We start from the raw sequence: 19,526 nt of genomic DNA, 5'->3' as shown, positions 1-19,526 counted from the left end.
ATATATTATTAAACCAAACTCTTTTTATTACACTTCCATATATATATAATTATAGACAAGCTTTCAAAACTTATTCAATGATTTTTAGCTTTTTATATAAAAATTCACATTAAAGACATAATAAAAAAATAGTCTACATAAAAATGCAGACTACATCTTAACCACAATTCTTTGAAGAGAATCATTTAAATAATATTCAATAAAAACATCTTCAACTTTACTTAAATCAACGCTCTTAGAGTTTTCATAAATATTTATTATAGCTTTTAAAACATCTTTATTCTCATCTCTAAAATCATAAACACTATATCCTTCATTAATACTCCAAATAGCTATTTGAGTTGCTAAATATGCATCATCATTACTTTTAAGCCCAAGTTCTTCAGCTGATTTGCATGGATATCCTACAGCTAAAACCCTTGCTATATCCTCATTAACCTTGCCTTCAACCTCAAAAACTTCTCCAGTTGGATAATCCTTATTATCCTCTAAACAATATGCAGCTCCAACCCTTGTTAATATTCTTCTTACAGCTAAATAAAAGTCCTCATATTCTAATATACCTAAAATACTACTATCAGTTTCAATTTTTAAACTTTCTGGAACTCCAACTCTACTTGGAACCTTAATTGTAGAACAATTTACCCGTGTAGCACTTCCCCCTATAATTAAAAATATAATACCTAATAAAACTAAACTTAGAGATTTACAAAACTTCATTAATATATCACCCCTAATACTTTTCTTACTATTAGTATTATCCTAGTCAATAATTCTATACAAAACAAATTTCAAACTTTAAACTTCAAATTTTAAAATTGAAAATTTAAAATTCAAACCTCTTTACTGCAACCCTTTTAAAATTTTCTGATTACTATAGTAACCTTTAAATATCAACTACATATATTAATTATTATACAATTAAAGTAATTGCTTTTTTCATTGTTTCCTCCTTTAATATATACAATAATAAATAAAAGATACAGCATCTAGCTACGATCCAACTAAATGTTGTGTCTTTTATACTTACTACATATTATCGCCCCATATTATCGCCCCAGGGGCACACCCTATTATTTCCATTTACCTTCTTTAATAACGCTAAAAAGTAGCCATAGCCTAGATTTGCAGCATCTAAGCCATGACTACTTTTACCGTACAACTTACTATTGTTTTTGCCCCTGGGGCAAATCAATATTTTTACTCTTCGCTCTTACCAACGCCTGATAGAACTAATCCCTTGTTATGATCAAGTGCCCAGTTAATTCCCCAGTCATTTTGGAATATTATTAGGTCTCTATCTTTAAAGTCTTTAACTCTCTTAGCATCAGAAGTTAAGTTTAATCTATCAATGTCTCCATCATAGCTTTCAACCCATCTTACATATCTGAATGGAAGTCTATCCATCTTGATTTCAACATTATATTCATTCTTAAGTCTGTATTCAAGAACTTCAAATTGAAGTACCCCTACAACCCCAACTATTATTTCTTCCATACCAACATGGTTTTCTTTAAATACTTGGATTGCCCCTTCTTGAGCTATTTGAGTAACACCTTTTACGAATTGTTTTCTCTTCATAGTGTCAACTGGTCTAACTCTTGCAAAATGTTCTGGAGCGAATGTTGGAATTCCTTCAAACTTGAACTTTTTGCTTGGTGAACATAAAGTGTCTCCAATTGAGAATATACCTGGATCAAATACCCCGATAATATCTCCTGCATATGCTTCTTCAACTATTTCTCTGTTTTCAGCCATGAATTGTTGTGGTTGAGCTAATTTTAGCTTCTTTCCACCTTGCATATGGAATACATCTTCACCCTTAGTGAATTTACCTGAACATATTCTCATGAAAGCAATTCTATCTCTATGAGCCTTGTTCATGTTTGCTTGAATCTTAAATACAAATGCAGAGAACTTCTCATCAAATGGGTCAATTTCCCCAATGTTTGAGTTTCTTGCAAGTGGTGATGAAGTCATTTCTAAGAAGTTTTCAAGGAATGGCTCAACACCAAAGTTAGTTAACGCAGATCCAAAGAATACAGGAGTTAATTCACCCTTGCTTACTTTATCTAAATCAAGCTCATCTCCAGCTATATCAAGAAGTTCAATATCTTCCATTAGCTTATCATGAAGAGCTGAACCTAATATTTCTCTGAACTTTTCATCATCAACAGAACCTTCAATAGCTTCAACTTCTGTAGAACCGTGATTTCCACCATTGAATGCTATGATTCTTTGATTTACTCTATCATAAACCCCTTTAAATTCCTTACCAGAACCAATTGGCCAATTCATTGGATATGTCTTAATACCAAGTTCTGATTCAATGTCTTCTAAAAGACCAAATGGATCTTGAGCTTCTCTATCCATCTTATTTATGAATGTGAATATTGGCATTTCTCTTAAAGAACAAACATGGAATAACTTTCTTGTTTGATCTTCCACCCCTTTAGCAGCGTCAACTACCATTACAGCAGAGTCAGCAGCCATAAGAGTTCTATATGTATCCTCTGAGAAATCTTGGTGCCCTGGAGTATCAAGTATGTTTATACAGTGTCCAGCATAGTTAAATTGCATTACTGATGAAGTAACAGAAATCCCTCTTTGCTTTTCTATTTCCATCCAGTCAGAAACAGCATGTGTAGATGCTTTTCTAGCTTTAACAGAACCTGCAAGTCTAATAGCTCCTCCATATAATAAGAACTTTTCAGTTAAAGTTGTCTTACCAGCATCAGGGTGAGAAATAATTGCAAAGGTTCTTCTCTTTTTAATCTCATTTATGTAATCAGCCAATTTTGTATCCTCCTAAATTATATATACTGCCCGCGGGGCTAATCCAATAAATGGATTTGCCCCGCAGGCGCGCTATATCAAGCGTTTTTCAACACTCTTAAACACGTTTCATTTTAATTCATTAATATTATACATCATTAATGCTATTTTCTCCACATATAAATACATTATCCTGCAAAACCTTCATTACCTGCGGGGTCAATCCAAAAATTGGATTGACCCCGCAGGCAATCACATAGTTTCTATCTTACTTTCAACGTATTGTTTATATTTTTCTTTAGAGTTTTGTATTTTTCTTTCCACTCTTGTTTTTATATTTTGAATACTATTTTCTTCAACTAATAAATATATATCCAACAGCTCTATTATTTCTTCTGATGCAACATCTATCTTATATTTATTTCTCTTTGATTTGTTATTTTTATAATCCTTTATATTTGCCCTCGCATCTATATCATCTAGTATCCTATTATAACTAGACCATCTATATTCCTCTGGCAATTTAGTTATATTGGCTCTTACTGGATTTAAATGTATGTATCTACTAACTTCTAATAATTCAATGACACTTGTTATGGTATTGCTATAATATCTTCCCTGAAATAAATGACCTACACACTCATACTTATTATTAAAATACTTTGCATACATGCTACTTAATCTTCTCATAAAATAACTTGGATCATACTTATCTGTCTTTAAAAGCATATGTACATGATTTTTCATTAAACAATATGAAATTAATTTATAATTATATTCCTTATAAAAATGCAATGTATTTTTTATAAGCGATAAGTAAATATAATAATCAACCTCTTCCAAAAATATGTCTTCTTTGTGATTTCCCCTATTTGTAATATGATAACTAGCACCTGGAATCCAGATTCTTCTCTTAGTTACCAAAAAAGCACCTCCTTTTACCATAACAGTATCTAGAGTATTGCCTTATTGCGTTAATATTAAACACCCGCGGGGTCCATCCAAAAATTGGATTGACCCCGCGGGTATTTCATCTGCGGGTATTTCATCTGCAGGTATTTCATTTCTCAACTTGTACTAATCTATTATTTGATATTGCTTCCCAATAATCATAAGTGTTCCCATCACTTCCTAATAGGAACTCATTAACTTCATAATCAGGTTGTCCTTTATTCACTCTTACTAAATAAAGTTCCACTCCATCAATTTCACATTGTGCATCAGGTGATATTGCATAGTCTAGCATATCTTTAAACATATCTTTAGCCATATTACCTATTGAATCATTAACTTTTACAATCTCTTCACTCTCTGTTCTTCTACGAAGATAAATCATATAACTTTCTGCTACCTCAGTAGGATTATCATAAAATGTTGTTTTAAATTCAAAATTTTTATTTATTATTGCCTCCATTCCTGGAACGCACACTGTAATTTCCTTTGTTTCTGGATAGTAATAATATTGCTCTTCTGAAGATTCATAAACAGTTTCAAATAGATATCTATTATTACTTTCATCAAAGCTAATAAATACTATATCTTCACTTTTCATAATATTAGCAAATTCATTCTTTACAGATGTTATTATATTCTTTAATTCTGCATCATCATTCTCTTTTTTCTTTTCTTTATTTAAAGTAGCTGAAAAAAGAATAACTCCTGCTAAAGTTATTATAGCAATTATCATTATTGGCTTATTTGAATGGTTTTTCTTCTTATTATCTATATTTAACTTACGTTGATTTTCAACGCTTGTTTTTTTATCATCACTAATAATCTTTTCTTGAGTATTTGCAAGTGGCTTGGAATTTATAGGTAGTCCACATCTAGGACAATATTTTTGATTATCTAATACCTTAAATCCACAACTTGAACATATCTTCATTAAATATTTTCTCCCTCTATACAAATATATTGCTTCTAAATAACAATTAAAAATATACTCATTATATTAACTATATATAAGTTAACTTATTTACAATAACATTAATTTAGCTCCATTTTTAAGCTCTAACTCTCTTGCTGACATATTAATATTTAATATATCACCTGTTGCCCTTTCACATAAAATTGAATCATCATTTGAAATAAATAATCCATTGGATAATTCACTTATTATTTTAGAAACTAATAGTGTTATCTCATAGAATTTCAAATCCAAAGGAATATAAATTTCAAAACTTCTATTAGCAGCTGGTACTAATACATCTATTAAAATTTTATCCATACCTTATTCCCCCTGTATATCATTAATACTAGTAGTTATCTTAATTTACCGTAGGTCTTTCATCATTTTATAGCCTCATATATTTTGTTATATTTTAAGAATTAAAAAAATATTTTATATAATAAATATATTTATATTAAAGGAGAATTATTAATGAAAGTATGCTCTCATTGTGGCTTTAAAGTGCTGGATAACCAAAGGTATTGTGCAAAATGTGGTTTTCCTATAGATTCAGCTAATAGCCAAACAAATAATATTATTAATAATGAAGAAGAAACAAATGAAATTGAGAAAACCATTAGGCTAAATATTACTGATACTCATGAAAAAAAACATGTTAAAAAACCTATATTAATAATTACTGTACTATTGATATCTGTTTTAATTTTATCTGTAATTATAATGGCAATAAAGCTTTCTAATATAGATACTACTCCTAATATAGTAAATAATAAAAATACAAATGAATATGATAAATCCCAAACTAATTCTAAAACTACCAATACTACTGGAACAACCACTTCCTCTAATACTGAAAACAAATTGTCCAATGGTGAAGTTGAAATAAGTAATCAAGAAAAAACAAATAATAACAATCAATCCTCTAACTCAAATACTAATAATCAATCATCACAAGTAAATACAGCAGAGGTTTATATAAAAAAATATTCAAATAGAGCTTTTATAATTGAAGATAGCGATAAAGTAGAACTAACTTATTCAGCTATAAACCATCTTTCTGAAGAAGAACTTTTTATTGCTCGTAATGAAATGTTTGCAAGATATGGTTATACTTTTGCTCCTGGTAGCAATTTGTAAAGTTTTTTTGAAAGTAAAGATTGGTATTCTCCAAGCTCTCAAGATTTTTCTAAATTCGAATTCGATACACAAATTGAAGAAGATAATTGTAATTTAATAAAAGCATTAGAGTTTGTAAGAGCATCTGCAAATTTCTATCCACCTATAAGCTCTGATTTTGTTTTCCCAAATAGTAATAGTGTATTATTATCATCTAGTGATGTTTCTTCACTTAATAACTGGGAACTTATTATTGCTACAAATGAGATATATGCTAGATATGGCTATAGATTTTCAATATCTGAACTACAAGATCATTTTAATAGTAAATCGTGGTATGTTAATATCACTAATCCATCAAATGATATAGTTTTTAGTGATATTGAAGATGCTAATCTAAAAACCATAGTAAAAGAAAAGGATAGTAGAGTTAAGGATGCTTTAATGCATGATTTAGGTAAATAATTATATCACTATTTAATATGTTCTTTAGACAATAAAATAATTTATATAATAACTAAAAGAGAGTAGCTAGATTTGTATTTTACACAAATTTAGCTACTCTCTCAATACATCTAGTTACTCTACTTAATAACAGACCATAAGCTTATGAAATTCCTATTATGCCATCTCTAGCACTACTTACGCCACTGTTATTACTATTAATTTTATCAACACTATTATCTTTTATATTATCAATAATTTCTTTGTATTAATAGTTTTAACCTATATCATCATCACCACCTAGAACTAATTCTGAAATCTCATCTTTTAATAAATCAGTTCCTTTTTCTTTTACTACATTAACTATTGATTTTGCCATACCTTCAGCAGTTACTTCTTCTCCATCTTTAATAACTTCCCCAACATATTTTCCTGCTGCTTCTCCACTGTCAACAACTATATCTCCTATTATTTCATCCTTAAATGCACCTTTTAATTCGTCCTTAACAGAATCAACAGCTATACTCTTAGCATTCTCTATAACTCCTTCACCAACATCATAAACAAGATCTATACCAGTCTCCTTACTCTTAAGAGCTTTTTCAAATCCAGCTTTAGCAGCTCCTTTGGCTATTTTTTTACCTACACTCTTTATTTTTTCCTTTGCTACATCCCTAAATAAATTCTTAGAAACAACCTTTGTTCCAGATTTCACTACCTCTGCACCTGTTTTGTTTGCTATACCTCCTCCTACTTCACTTGCTACACCTCCACCTGCACTACTAGCTAAACCACTGACTGCAAATCCAACTGCTGCTCCGGCTACTGCCCCAACTGCAGATCCAAACATCAATCCATTTGCAAATCCATCTATAAAATTTCCACCTTTTTTTTCACTTATGATACCACTAACTACTCCAGCTGAACCCCCTACAACTGTTGCTCCTACAGCTGCACCAATTGCTATTGAGGATCCTCCTGTAACTGGTATTGCTATAATTGATACTCCAATAACAGTTACTCCAACTGCTATCTTAATAAGATTTTTATCAAATAATTTCTTCTTTTTCTTAGTCTTTTTCTTTGGTTTACTAGAGTTATCGTTACTATAATTTTCAATACCACCCATTAAGTTCTCATCAAGAACCTTTAATAATTTCACTACTGTTTTTTCTGCATTTTCATAATTAGTAGATGCAAATAATAGCAGGTATTGAATCTTTTCCATTCTCTCTTCAACTTTCAATATCCTTATTTGAAGAGAATTCATTGAATCAACTATATTTCTCTTATACTTTACTTCATAATCGAGTTGTTTTTGTATACTTTCCAAACGTTCTCTTTTATCGGCTAAATTCCTCATGTAGCTTTTTAACTGTTCTGCATTACTTCTCACAGTATTTGTATCTATTAATATTTCCATCTCATTCCCTACCAACTAGAACCGCCATTTTTCCTAGAAGAATTATTATCTAACTCTTTAGACACACTAACTATAATTTCTCCCAAATTTTCAAGCTCATTTCCTATGCTACTAAGCTCATGTTTTATACTATAAATTTCTTTTAATATAGTTGAAACTTCTACACTTCTATATTTGCTAGGCATTATATAAATTATATTCTCACACTTATTCCCTATAGTTTTTATATCATTTCCTAATATTGAAACTTTTCTTCCATTGTTTATATTTTTTGAAGCATCAAACATTATAAACAATCACTCCCTTTAAGCCCTTAATGTATACTTAAACCTTTAAAATTTATTTATTCATCCAGGGCCTATACCTTCATTAAAATATTTATATATAACTAATAACTCTTAATATATTTATTTCAAATTTTCTTCTACAAATTTAACTTCCTCATCATCTCTATATCCTAAATAATAAACTTTGTCTATTTGGTCATGATTAAATAAGTACATAAATTCCTCATTTATATTTCCTTCAGGATATAAACAAGCTAAATAATCCCATTCTTTCCCTGTTTCTATATGAATTTGCTTTCTTCCATAAATCATCACTCTTTTAGTTCCATTTTTCAATAAAACCACTGATCCAATTGGTAAATATTTATCCATTAAGCATATCTCCTTTATTCTCCATATAATTTATTTATAAAAAAAAATATAGTTGAAATATATTATTAAAATCAGTAATATTCCTTTACATACCTAATTTAAATAACATATTCAACTATTTAATCTGATGTACTCTAATAATTATTATTCAAATGCACTTGCATTGCTATTTATGCTAGATTCAGCATTTGTATATGAATCAACTGTAGTTTCTAAAAATGTCCCATAAGAATCAATAATCTTTCTACATTCTTGGAATTTTGATTCTAATTTATTGAAGTTTGTTCTTATTGTGCTTGAAGCCTGACTTTGCCAAGTTGACTCTAAAGAATTCATTTCCTTTTTAATATCATCAAGCCTTGTTGCTAATTGGCTATTTAATGCTTTTATAGTTTTTGCAGTTGCACGAACTTCCTCTAAATTAATATTAATTCCTTCTATACTCATTTATATATCACCCCACCACTAATTTGTTAATGTCTTAGCTTTATTTACTACTTCTTCTTGAGTATTTTTATATATCTTTGCACTTTGCTTCAAAAATGTTGAATAATCATCTAGAAGCTTCTTTATTTGATTTAAATCCTCTCTAAAGCCTTGAATTTGGGTTGTATAAGCAATATTATCTGCACCTTGCCATGCTTTTTCCATTGCTTCTACTTCTGTAAATAATTGCTTATATAATTTTGCATAATCTGCTGCTTGCTGCTCCATTTTATTTGCAGCCATTTCTAACTTGCTTGGATCTACCATAATTTTTGCCATATAACCACTCCCTTTGTACTTATAAAATTTATATATATTTTTTTGATATATCATAATAAGCTTTAATTAAACTTTACATAAATCAATCCCATCCTAATTAATGCAATGATATTTAATTAGTTTAATTTAATGATATTTATTTAATATTCTTCTGCAAATTCCTATTTTCCTTAACCATACTTTAATCATCTTCTTGTACCTTATTTACACTAGTAAGAACCTTAATTAATTTAACTTTTCCATCATTTATTGCATATCCAAAGTCATCGCCTATTTCTGAATACATCTCTTTAGTAATTTTGTTTATTTTTAATTGATATTGTTCTGAAATTCCATTACCTATCCAAATACCATCACTTAGTGAAACTTGCTTACTAAACCATTCTTCATAGCTTATAGAACTTAAATTATTGATGTCTTCAACTAAGATAAAGTTGATATTATATGATAATTTTCCATTTAACATAAAGACATTTACTTTATCCTTACTATCTTCTGATAAATATTTAAAAAACTCATTAAAAGAATTAATAATACATTTAATGTTTTTATACTTTTTAATTTCAATATTATTTCCTATTGAATTCTTAACTTCTTTATGGCGTTGTACTAAAGTATTAAATAGCTCAACTGCTATAGCATCAAACTCTGCTGAATCATTAATATATCTATATTTTCTATTTTTATCTTCAATAAAAGAATTCTTAGCATCAATTACTATTACTTCATCAGTACATTCTGCCATAACTTCTGCTAAACCTTGTGAAAAGCTATTATTACTTTGATTTTGAGATAAAACCATGTTTACAAAGAATTTATCAAAATCATAATGCTTAATTTTAAGTGTATCTTTTTCAACACCAATAGGAACTCCTTTAAATTTATCACTATGATTAATTTCATCTTCAAAGAATAATAAATCAACATTTTGTGGTAATATAGGAATTTTCCTTGCAAACGCTTTGTCCCATTCAATACTATATTTATTACAATAAGACTTAATTAATTCAAAAATATTGTCTACCTCTTTAAATGAAAGAGCTATTTGGAATTCATAAACTCTATCAATTTTAAATATTCCTCTTCCTTTATACTTTGATGGAATAACCCCATCTGTATGTCCTAAAACTGATACATATTCACTACTATCATTAAGTTGAAGAGAATATATATTTTTGAAGTTTTGAAGCAATTTATATCTTATTCCACTTACATTTGATACAGTTAAAATAAAGTAAATTCCATACTTTGTACACTCTCTTGTTAAATAAGCTATGTCCTCTTCCTTATCTTCATATATCTCAATGAAGGCTGTAATATTATGAATTACTATTACTAAAGACTCTATACTACATCCACTATTTTTAATGTATGAATTATAATCTCCACCAAAATCAACAAATAGCTTTTTTCTCTTTTCAATTTCTTCATATAACATTTTAAATAAATTATTTATCTTTTCAGCTTCATAAGAGAATAATACTTCCCCAACATGAGGAGCTTTTTCAAAAACCTTCAAAATTTCTGTATTAAAATCTAATACGTACAAATTCACTTCTTCTGGTGTATGACTCTTAATCAATGAATAAATAAGCGTTGTAATAAATGTAGTTTTACCACTTTCTGCAGAACCATAAACAATAGTATTTCCCCCTTGAGAAATAGGAATAGTCAATGGATGTTGAGATTGTGTCGTAGGATCGTCATATTCACCAACTACAGGATTCAATTTATATTTAATATCTTCAATATCATATTTCTTTCTAATATCCTCAAGAAAAATTATTGGAGATATTGGTTCAAGCCATATTGGTCTAACTTTAATATTTTCTTCCTTTGAAATATTAATAATATATTTAACTATTTCATCTATTTGTTTTGGAGGATTCTTAGATAACTTAGCTTTCTTATCTATTTTTGCACTCCTTAAAACCCTACCTATATTATCTATAACTGCAATACTTTCATCTTTATTAACTTCAAATCTATTGGATGGATAATAAGGTGCTCCTGACCATGCAGATTGTCCAATTTCAAACAATTCATTAAAGCCTACTTGTAAATAAAATCTACCTGTTTCAGCTATTTCAGCTGCATCTGCTCTTTTAATTACATCCATACTATCTGACTTTTCTTGAACCTTTAAACAAACCCTAAATCTAGAATTACTCCATATTTGATCATCAACAACACCTGCTGGCTTTTGTGTTGCAAGTATTAAATGAACACCTAAACTTCTACCTATTCTTGCTGCACTTATAAGTTGTTCCATAAACTCTGGCTGTTGAACCTTAAGCTCCGCGAACTCATCAGATATAATAAATAAATGTTGTAGTGGCTCACTAACCTTTCCTTCTCTATATAACTTTTGATACTTATATATATCTATATTACTTATTTGCATATGTTTACTTGCCTTAGAAAATATAGCTTGCCTACGTTTCAACTCACTTTGTATAGATATTAGGGAACGTTTAACTGCTGCACCATCCAAATTTGTTATTGTACCTGCAACATGAGGTAGATTTGTAAATGCATTTGCCATTCCTCCACCCTTATAGTCAATTAAAATAAAAGCAACTTCATCAGGATGATAATTAATAGCTAATGAAAGTATAAATGTAATTATAAATTCACTTTTACCTGAACCTGTCATTCCAGCTATTAATCCATGAGGGCCATGAAACTTTTCATGTAAATCTAATTTAAATAAATCACCCATTGCATCTACACCAACTTCAGTTTCAATACTTTTAGTAGGATCACTTTTATTCCATCTTTCTAAAATATTAAGATGTTCTATTTTTCCTACCTTAAACATTTCTAAGAAAGTTATCATTTCTGGCAATGAATTTTTACTATTTTCATCATCAAGAACAATATTAGATAGCTTAATAGCTAAATCTTCACAGTTTACATCTGCTAGAGCCTCCATATTAAATTCTATATATTTTCCTGATATATCATCCTTATCATATATTTGAGCACTTTCAAGTGTAACTTCTATAACAGTTGAACATTCCTTAGGCAAGTTTTTTATTTCATCATATAAACTAACAATACTAAAGCCCAAATTTTCCTTTTCCCTTAATATTGATTTAATAAATTCAGATTTTACCTCTAAGGTTTTACTCATAGAAAATATTATATAATAAGGAAGTAACTCTTCTATTTCTTTCTTACTATTGTTTTTTCTTTCAACTATTATTTTTTCCATGTTCATAGATATTTCTTTTACATCTTTTACATTTGTACCGATAAATCTAATACTTTTATCTTCACTCCATGAATGTGGTAACCATTTTGAAAACCCCCACTCTTCTTCATCTTTTTCATCATACAAAAATATAAACTTCAATTGATCATAGCCTTGAAGTGCTGCTAACTGAAATATTATTGATTTAATAAGAGATTTTGCACTTTTTCTATCACCAATTATTCCAGTTGCCTTTTCATCAAATAATGATATTGTAATTGGAGCAGGATTTATCATTTTAGGCTCATCAATAAGCTTATATAAATCATTTTTTAATTCATCTTCCTCTAACTCAAACTTCTTTTCCTCATAGCCAAAATCCGCTTCTATTGGTAAACTGCCTACTCCTAGTCTTACCCTTGCAAAATCATTATGACTAATAATTCTTTCCCAAAGGTTTATTTCTCTATTTTCTATCATTTCAACACATTCATAAATTGAAGTGTTATTTGCATATAATATTCTTCTTTGCTTCTCACATTCTAATGCAATATCAGACCTTACTTCTTCTATATAATTCTTATATTTTAACTTTCTAATTTCCTCATTTTTCAAAATCCTTTTCTTTTCATATCTTTTAGTTAAGACAGGCCATAAAACTGTACCAAGTATCATGCTAAAAGCCATAAAAATTGTTGGTAAAGCTGTAGTTAAATCTCCCCCATTGCTTATGATATTTTCAACTGTAACTATACTAGTAAGAAGACTTGCCATTCCCATAGTAATAGATGGTCCTAGCATATACATTAATGGTACTTCTTCACCTTTTGTTGGTGCTGGAGGAGAATCTATTTTAAATTCTCTTCTTTCTATATCCTTCTTAAATCTTGGTGAACGAAAAAATATTTCTTTCTCTATACTTTTCTCTTCAAGGTCTTCTAATTTATCTGTAACTATAGTTTTAGGAACTGCCTTTTTTAATAAATTAAAACAACTTTCATCAATAACAACAGCATTATTAGGATTATTAATAGCTAAAATATTACCGTTATATACTATTTTTAATCCCATTATATAAATGACATCTCCAACTACCAGCTTTTTTTCTACTATCTTTTTACCATTTACATAAGTTCCATTTGAACTATCACAATCTATAACTGTAGCTTCTGAATTACCACTGTCATACTTTATCTGACAATGAATTGGAGATACTAATTTATTTTCAAAACATATATTTGCTTCTTTACTTTTACCTATTTTTATTACTTCTTTATTTACTGTATATTTTTTAAACTTATGAGCTTCTTCAGATTGATTTTGAGTAAATAATAAAGCAATCGTTGAATCACTCTTAAAAATCTTATACTTATTGAATGGTTGTAATTGTACTTTTGATACTAAATTATCTTCGTCATCCTTTAATTTTGCATTTTTATTAGACCTTATGAACCATTTTCCTTCTTCCTCTTCTACAGTAATTAATGGTATTATGTTTTCATCATCATCTTTAGTATTTATCACATATTTTCCAGATGTTTTTTTAGGCAATACATAATCTAACTTATTGTTCTTATCAATTAAAGTTAATAGCAAATTCCTCGCCTCCTTCTAACCATTTATATTTATATTTATTTATATTAATAAAAATTACTATTATGTAATGAAAGATAAAACACCCGCGGGGTGAATCCAAAAATTGGATTCGCCCCGCGGGTGCTTCTTATAACTATTTATTTTTAACTTCTACTTCTTTTTCTCTAACAGGTTGTACTATTGGTTTGTTAATTCCAACAATCTTCATTATTTGCTCTGATCTTTCTTTTGTTGATCCTGTAATTACTGAATACTTAACATTTTCAGCATCTAAGAATCCTAAGATAGCCTTGTCCACTGCTTGAGCGACTTCCTCATCTTGCCATCTTACACCATCTTTCTTATATCCAAATTCTCTTGGAACAAAGAAGATATGATCATATTGTGGTAGGTCTCTTATTGCTAAGCTATATAAATCATTTAAGATTTCTATTTCCTTCTTAGTTCTTACCTTATCTCCAAGCATTAATCTTCCATATATGTACGGTACAAATGTTGCATAGTCAGTTACAGCATAATCATGAGAATCTAAGCTCTTTTCTAAATGTAATTGACCTAAGTATATTCCATATTGTTCTGAAATAGATTCAATCATACCCTTATCTCTTAAATAATCTGTGCTATATTCTGTAGCAACACCTACATTTATATCTCTAATTTTTAAGTCTACGTATAATTGTTGTATTAATGTTGTTTTACCACATCTTGGCCCACCAAGGATAGCAATTCTTACTGGCATTGGTAATCCCTCCAAATATTTATATAAATTTTTCAAATTTTGTTCGTGCCCACGAGAAATTTAATTATACCAATAACTTTAACTTTTTTCAACGACAATTTTTGCTATATTACCTCATGGGCATAATAATCAAAGTAATTATCTTCTAATTAAGTTATATACTCATTTATATACCCTTTCCCTTTTCCACTGAGGCATTTAAAAACTACGCACAGTCTAGCTTTAGAAAAATTATATCTAACAAACTCCTTTCCCCTACTATTTTATATGTACCTTCAAGTGAAATATTGAATATATTAAATATATACTTCACCCTAAAAAATTTTACTATTTCTCCTAACTTCACAAATTATAATTTAAACTCTATCTATATAACTGATGATAAAAAGGAAAGATATAAACCATCCGATTATATTAATTTTTCATCTGAGGCAAATTAAAAAGCCTGACTTATCATTAAGTCAGGCTTTTTTGTTCATCTGTGGTTAAATAACTTTTTATTATTTATAATTCAGCATTAACTGTGTATTTTCCCAAATTTACAAGAATTAAATAGCTATGTCCTTTTTAAATTTTTTCGCAAAAATTATTACTTTTTATAGTCCACTTCCTTCGACACAAGTTAAAGTTTCAAAATCTCTTCCACCCCAAATTTTATGAAAGTAAATGTTCTTTAAGTATTATTGGATACATATTTATCTCTCCTCTTACCACTAATTAATGGCTATAAAATAACCGTATTACCTTTTATTACTTCTATAGAGGACTTGTATATTTTCTATTAATCTACAAATACTATTTATATAGTGAGAGAAAGGAGTACGATTATGGACGATAAATCTAATGTCTATTTACCTAGAGTAAGATCTTATTATGAACCAGATAAAGAATACTTAATAAGCAAATCTCCAGAAGGAGTTGATACCAAACTCGCTAATACAGTTGAAGATCCAATTGTAGTTAATAATATTGCTTATAGCGAATTTGATTATACTGAAGATCCTTTTGATGAATCTGAATAAATACTACTCCGTAATACAACACTTGCTTATTTAAATTAATATCTCATATAAGGAGGAATTTTAAATGGCAAAATCTAATGATAAACAACATAGAACTAGAGGAATTACTCAATCCGCTAATACAGAACTTCCAGACCCATTAAATAGCTTTAATAGTCCTCTTGGAAGCTTAAATAATAAAAGTAAAGAAACTATTCAAAAAGAAAATAAACAAAACACTTTATTTTAATTAAAAATTTTTTACTTTAATTGCTGTAGTAGCTTTCATTTTGAATATATATTCCTTAAATATTTATGTATAAAATACATTAAACTAACCAAAATAATTAGTGTCTCTTTTTAATAGAAATAAGTACCATAGAGAGCATGATAATATGTCCTCTATGGTACTTATTATATTTTCAACATATTTTTCAATATAGGTATTCTTTTTAAAATCTCATTAATGGTCAATGATAATATAATTATTATTATAGTAATAATTATTGCTAGGATAATATTCATACTTCTCTTAATAAAATAGAACTTCATGAATGTAATAATCGGCATATGAAAAATATATACCCCAATAGAATTTTCACCTATATATTGTATGATTTTTTTTACTTTTAAATTTCTTATAGATTTAAAATTTGATAAAAGTATAAAAATTGCTGAACTCATGCATAAAGCTCCAATGGTAGGAAATACAGAATTTCCACTATCGAATATTTCATTATTTATATTGGTCCATAATGTTACTTCAATTGTAACTAATAATAATCCTAAGCAAAATATTAATATAGATATAATATTTATATTTTTATGTTTTTTCCTATACTTTTCTATATTTTTTGAAATTATTGCACCAATTAAAAAGTATTCAACTGAATACAGTGTAAAAAAGCCTGTCCTAGGAATATGCTTAAGGCTCTCATAATCTATTAAATTAAACAATAGCACTAGATAATTGTATACAAACGGAAAGATAAATAATCCTATCATGACCATATATAAAAATACCTTATTTTCACTTAAGTATATTCTTTTTAGAATAGGTGTTAATAAAGTCAAAATAGCTAATGTTCTAAAAAACCATAAATAATCTATATCTGTTTTTCTATTTAATAACAATTGTATAATATTATAATCAAATAAATTTCCTCTTATAATTGCACATATTATAACTACTACAATACTCCAAAAACAATATAATAAAATTAATTTTACTGCTCTTTTTAAAATATGTCTAAACGAATATTCCTTTTTATTTAACATTAATGCCCCATTAACCATAAAAAATATTGGGACACCTATACTAGAAATATTCATTATTATTGAATTGATATTAGGTATAAATACTTCGCCTTCTATAAATCCTAATTTTAAAATATTCAAATGATAAAAAACAACAATGAATGCAGCCACTACCTTTAATATATCATAATATAATATACGTTCTGTTGATTTAATAATTTCATGATTATTTATTAACTTTCGCAACACTATTCCTCCTAATAATTATCATTATTTTAAATTTATGTTAATAAGTATATTTATATACACCTTGCGTTATATAAATAATTAGATTTTTAGGGGGAATATTAATGAATAATAAAAAAGAGCATCTTTCTGAATTAGATGTGTTTAATGGAATTGCAATATTATGCGTTGTATTTGTACACAGTAGTTCATATTATCTTAAAGATATTTTAAATTTAACCACCTATACCGATACTAGCTTTATTCTTAGATTGTTGGATAATTTTTGTCATGGCGCTGTAACTATGTTTATTTTTAGTGCTGGATATAAATTCATTTTGACTAATTCTCAAAATAATCATAAGATTTATTTTCTTAAACAATTCAAAACAACTTTTAAACCATTTATAATAATTAGTTTTATTTTATATTTATTTAATCTATTGTTATCTAAGGAACCTTTTAAAATAACCGAAATAATAACTTATTTTATTAAAATATTATTAGGTTATAACATAGCTTATCAACTATGGTATATTCCCATGTATTTGTTTTTAATTTTTTCATATCCTTTTATATATAAATTTATTAAAAATGATTTAATTAGATTTATAACTATAATATGTATAGTCATTTTTCAAAAATTAATTTCTATTAACTCTAATAATATATTAATTTCTGGACATCCATTTGACTTTTTGTATTATTATATATTTTTCGAATTAGGTGTTATTTTTCAAAAATACAACTTAAAAAATAAAATAACTAAATATTCTACTACTATATTATTGGTGTATATAATCTCCACTGTAGTTGTTACCTTTAACCTTCTACCAGCATATTATGGAAAAATTCAATCATACTTTTTATGGCCTCTATGTATATTGGGATATTATGCATTTAGCCTTAAATTCAAGAATAATAAACTGCTTATCTCACTAGGAAAATATTCATTTTTTATATTTTTATTTCATGATCCTATAATTTGTAGAACCTTATCTCAAGTTTTACAGCCACTATATATGTTTAACCCGTTATTTTATATATGTATTATAACTATTCTTACTATAATTCTATCTATTGCTCTTTATTTTATTATAAAATCAACTTTCTTGAATAAAATATTATTTTATTCAGGAAAAAATAATATTTCTAAAACTTAAAATAGTAATATATGATTTGTTGATTATAACCAATAGTTAAACAAATATAATTACTGAACCGCTAATAAAAATAAACAAAAAAAATTAGTATAATATAAGCCTAGTTATTTTAACTCGGCTTTACATTATACTAATTTTAAAATTTATTGATAATATTTTTAATTATATCTGAAATAATATTAAGCTTAACCTTTTCACCATTAACTTCTATATTCCTACTAGAATTAACAAAAATACTAGACTCATCTTCATTAACTGTAATACTGTCTTCTATTCCATTATAATTATTAACTTTTATATTTTTAGCTTTAGTTATATAAATCTGTGCTTTTTCTCTATTTTCATAAAATGTACAATTATTAACCTCAACTTCGCTTACCTTTCCAAACTGTCCGTCAATTAATAAACCTATTCTGTTATTATTAAATTCACAATTATTAAAAACTATATTTTTTACATACATAGATTTATGAGATGGTTCTATATCAACTCCAGACTCTGGAAGAGTTCCATTTGTATTATTAAACACACAATCCTCAATAATAGCTCCATCGCAACTTTCTATACTAATACCTTGCCTTCTATTATTTTCAAATATACATCCTTTAATGAATATTTCATTATTTTTATAATTAGTATTAGCAGTATTTATATTTATTCCATCGCCCCACATGTTAGAAAACTTAGAATTCATAATCAATATATTTTTAGAATCCGCTATAAAAATTCCGAATCCAAATTCACCATCATTTCCTATATGCTCTTCCCTATCCCCTAATATATTCATTCCTAATATTTTTACATTTTCTACACCTTTTATAGTTATGACATTATATGCTTTATAATCACTTGCTTTAACCTTTATCAAAGATTTATCTGAACAAATAATGGTAGTGTTAGACTTTATGTTAAAATAACCATTTGTCATAAAGTTACCGCCAACATCTAACCAACTTGGATCTTTATTATCACACTTTAATAGAAATGTTCCTTCTGGTATATATATATTGTTATATTCAAACATTTTCTTAAAGGCATCACTATCATCTGTAACTCCGTCACCAACTGCTCCAAAATCATATGGAGTAACATATTTTACATTTTCATTCTCAATACTCTTTAAACTCTGATAGTTTTCTTCTAATATGCTATTTAAATCTTTTTTTTCTATAATTAAATTATGCTTTGTATAAACTACAAAGCATATCATAACAATAAAAATACCACCTAATAAATATCTCTTATTATTTTTCATATT

Annotated in this window: 19 protein-coding genes; 5 read left to right on the top strand and 14 right to left on the bottom strand. The window is 27.6% G+C overall.

The window, feature by feature from the left end; translation table 11 throughout:
• Nucleotides 1-150 precede the first annotated feature (150 nt).
• From LPC13_RS03820 to LPC13_RS03800, 5 genes are all read right to left on the bottom strand, one after another.
• Entirely contained in the window at nucleotides 151-720 is a 570-nt protein-coding gene (locus LPC13_RS03820; RefSeq protein WP_005210431.1) for a thioester domain-containing protein, read from the bottom strand.
• Nucleotides 721-1,200: 480 nt separating this feature from the next.
• Nucleotides 1,201-2,796 (bottom strand): peptide chain release factor 3, encoded by a 1,596-nt coding sequence (locus tag LPC13_RS03815; RefSeq protein ID WP_005210434.1) that lies wholly within the window; start codon nucleotides 2,794-2,796, stop codon nucleotides 1,201-1,203.
• Between the two features lie 231 nt (nucleotides 2,797-3,027).
• Complete coding sequence (locus LPC13_RS03810) at nucleotides 3,028-3,699, bottom strand: transposase (protein ID WP_169317565.1); 672 nt, start codon at nucleotides 3,697-3,699, stop codon at nucleotides 3,028-3,030.
• Between the two features lie 136 nt (nucleotides 3,700-3,835).
• Nucleotides 3,836-4,660, bottom strand: coding sequence for a zinc-ribbon domain-containing protein (locus LPC13_RS03805; protein WP_005210438.1), 825 nt, complete (start codon nucleotides 4,658-4,660; stop codon nucleotides 3,836-3,838).
• Nucleotides 4,661-4,750: 90 nt separating this feature from the next.
• Nucleotides 4,751-5,002, bottom strand: a complete 252-nt coding sequence (locus LPC13_RS03800) for a hypothetical protein (RefSeq protein WP_005210439.1) — start codon at nucleotides 5,000-5,002, stop codon at nucleotides 4,751-4,753.
• 153 nt (nucleotides 5,003-5,155) lie between these two features.
• On the opposite strand from LPC13_RS03800, the gene LPC13_RS03795 reads away from it, so the two are divergent.
• Together LPC13_RS03795 and LPC13_RS17155 are read left to right on the top strand one after the other, a co-directional pair.
• Nucleotides 5,156-5,821, top strand: a complete 666-nt coding sequence (locus LPC13_RS03795; RefSeq protein ID WP_234088600.1) for a zinc-ribbon domain-containing protein — start codon at nucleotides 5,156-5,158, stop codon at nucleotides 5,819-5,821.
• 72 nt (nucleotides 5,822-5,893) lie between these two features.
• Nucleotides 5,894-6,265: a YARHG domain-containing protein gene (locus LPC13_RS17155; protein ID WP_083875360.1), complete on the top strand. Its 372-nt coding sequence runs from the start codon at nucleotides 5,894-5,896 to the stop codon at nucleotides 6,263-6,265.
• Nucleotides 6,266-6,521: 256 nt separating this feature from the next.
• Here LPC13_RS17155 and LPC13_RS03790 read toward each other — a convergent pair whose 3' ends face one another.
• The 7 genes from LPC13_RS03790 to LPC13_RS03760 all read right to left on the bottom strand — a co-directional run bounded on the left by LPC13_RS03790 (nucleotide 6,522) and on the right by LPC13_RS03760 (nucleotide 14,622).
• Entirely contained in the window at nucleotides 6,522-7,667 is a 1,146-nt protein-coding gene (locus LPC13_RS03790) for a hypothetical protein (protein WP_005210442.1), read from the bottom strand.
• Nucleotides 7,668-7,675: 8 nt separating this feature from the next.
• Nucleotides 7,676-7,954 carry a hypothetical protein gene (locus LPC13_RS03785; RefSeq protein WP_005210444.1) on the bottom strand — a complete coding sequence of 93 codons (279 nt, stop codon included), beginning with the start codon at nucleotides 7,952-7,954 and terminating at the stop codon, nucleotides 7,676-7,678.
• A 120-nt stretch (nucleotides 7,955-8,074) separates the two neighbouring features.
• Nucleotides 8,075-8,326, bottom strand: coding sequence for a DUF4176 domain-containing protein (locus LPC13_RS03780; protein ID WP_005210446.1), 252 nt, complete (start codon nucleotides 8,324-8,326; stop codon nucleotides 8,075-8,077).
• Between the two features lie 144 nt (nucleotides 8,327-8,470).
• Nucleotides 8,471-8,773, bottom strand: a complete 303-nt coding sequence (locus LPC13_RS03775; protein ID WP_005210448.1) for a pore-forming ESAT-6 family protein — start codon at nucleotides 8,771-8,773, stop codon at nucleotides 8,471-8,473.
• Nucleotides 8,774-8,791: 18 nt separating this feature from the next.
• A complete protein-coding gene (locus LPC13_RS03770) occupies nucleotides 8,792-9,091 on the bottom strand; it encodes a WXG100 family type VII secretion target (protein ID WP_040418520.1) in 300 nt (99 codons plus the stop codon).
• Between the two features lie 181 nt (nucleotides 9,092-9,272).
• Nucleotides 9,273-13,883 (bottom strand): type VII secretion protein EssC, encoded by a 4,611-nt coding sequence (gene essC, locus LPC13_RS03765; protein ID WP_005210451.1) that lies wholly within the window; start codon nucleotides 13,881-13,883, stop codon nucleotides 9,273-9,275.
• Between the two features lie 133 nt (nucleotides 13,884-14,016).
• Nucleotides 14,017-14,622 carry an AAA family ATPase gene (locus tag LPC13_RS03760; protein WP_005210458.1) on the bottom strand — a complete coding sequence of 202 codons (606 nt, stop codon included), beginning with the start codon at nucleotides 14,620-14,622 and terminating at the stop codon, nucleotides 14,017-14,019.
• 827 nt (nucleotides 14,623-15,449) lie between these two features.
• On the opposite strand from LPC13_RS03760, the gene LPC13_RS03755 reads away from it, so the two are divergent.
• Complete coding sequence (locus LPC13_RS03755; protein ID WP_005210461.1) at nucleotides 15,450-15,644, top strand: hypothetical protein; 195 nt, start codon at nucleotides 15,450-15,452, stop codon at nucleotides 15,642-15,644.
• Between the two features lie 64 nt (nucleotides 15,645-15,708).
• Nucleotides 15,709-15,873 carry a hypothetical protein gene (locus tag LPC13_RS03750; RefSeq protein ID WP_005210462.1) on the top strand — a complete coding sequence of 55 codons (165 nt, stop codon included), beginning with the start codon at nucleotides 15,709-15,711 and terminating at the stop codon, nucleotides 15,871-15,873.
• A gap of 164 nt (nucleotides 15,874-16,037) precedes the next feature.
• On the opposite strand, the gene LPC13_RS03745 is transcribed toward LPC13_RS03750, so the two are convergent.
• Complete coding sequence (locus tag LPC13_RS03745; protein ID WP_040418521.1) at nucleotides 16,038-17,126, bottom strand: acyltransferase; 1,089 nt, start codon at nucleotides 17,124-17,126, stop codon at nucleotides 16,038-16,040.
• 104 nt (nucleotides 17,127-17,230) lie between these two features.
• Between LPC13_RS03745 and LPC13_RS03740 the strand changes: the two genes are divergently transcribed.
• Nucleotides 17,231-18,268, top strand: coding sequence for an acyltransferase family protein (locus LPC13_RS03740; RefSeq protein WP_195244539.1), 1,038 nt, complete (start codon nucleotides 17,231-17,233; stop codon nucleotides 18,266-18,268).
• A gap of 136 nt (nucleotides 18,269-18,404) precedes the next feature.
• Here LPC13_RS03740 and LPC13_RS03735 read toward each other — a convergent pair whose 3' ends face one another.
• Nucleotides 18,405-19,523 carry a right-handed parallel beta-helix repeat-containing protein gene (locus LPC13_RS03735; protein WP_234088599.1) on the bottom strand — a complete coding sequence of 373 codons (1,119 nt, stop codon included), beginning with the start codon at nucleotides 19,521-19,523 and terminating at the stop codon, nucleotides 18,405-18,407.
• Between the last annotated feature and the right edge of the window lie 3 nt (nucleotides 19,524-19,526).

The organism is Clostridium celatum, from assembly GCF_021412605.1.
GTDB lineage: Bacteria > Bacillota > Clostridia > Clostridiales > Clostridiaceae > Clostridium > Clostridium celatum.
This window is presented reverse-complemented; position numbering and strand designations above follow the sequence as displayed.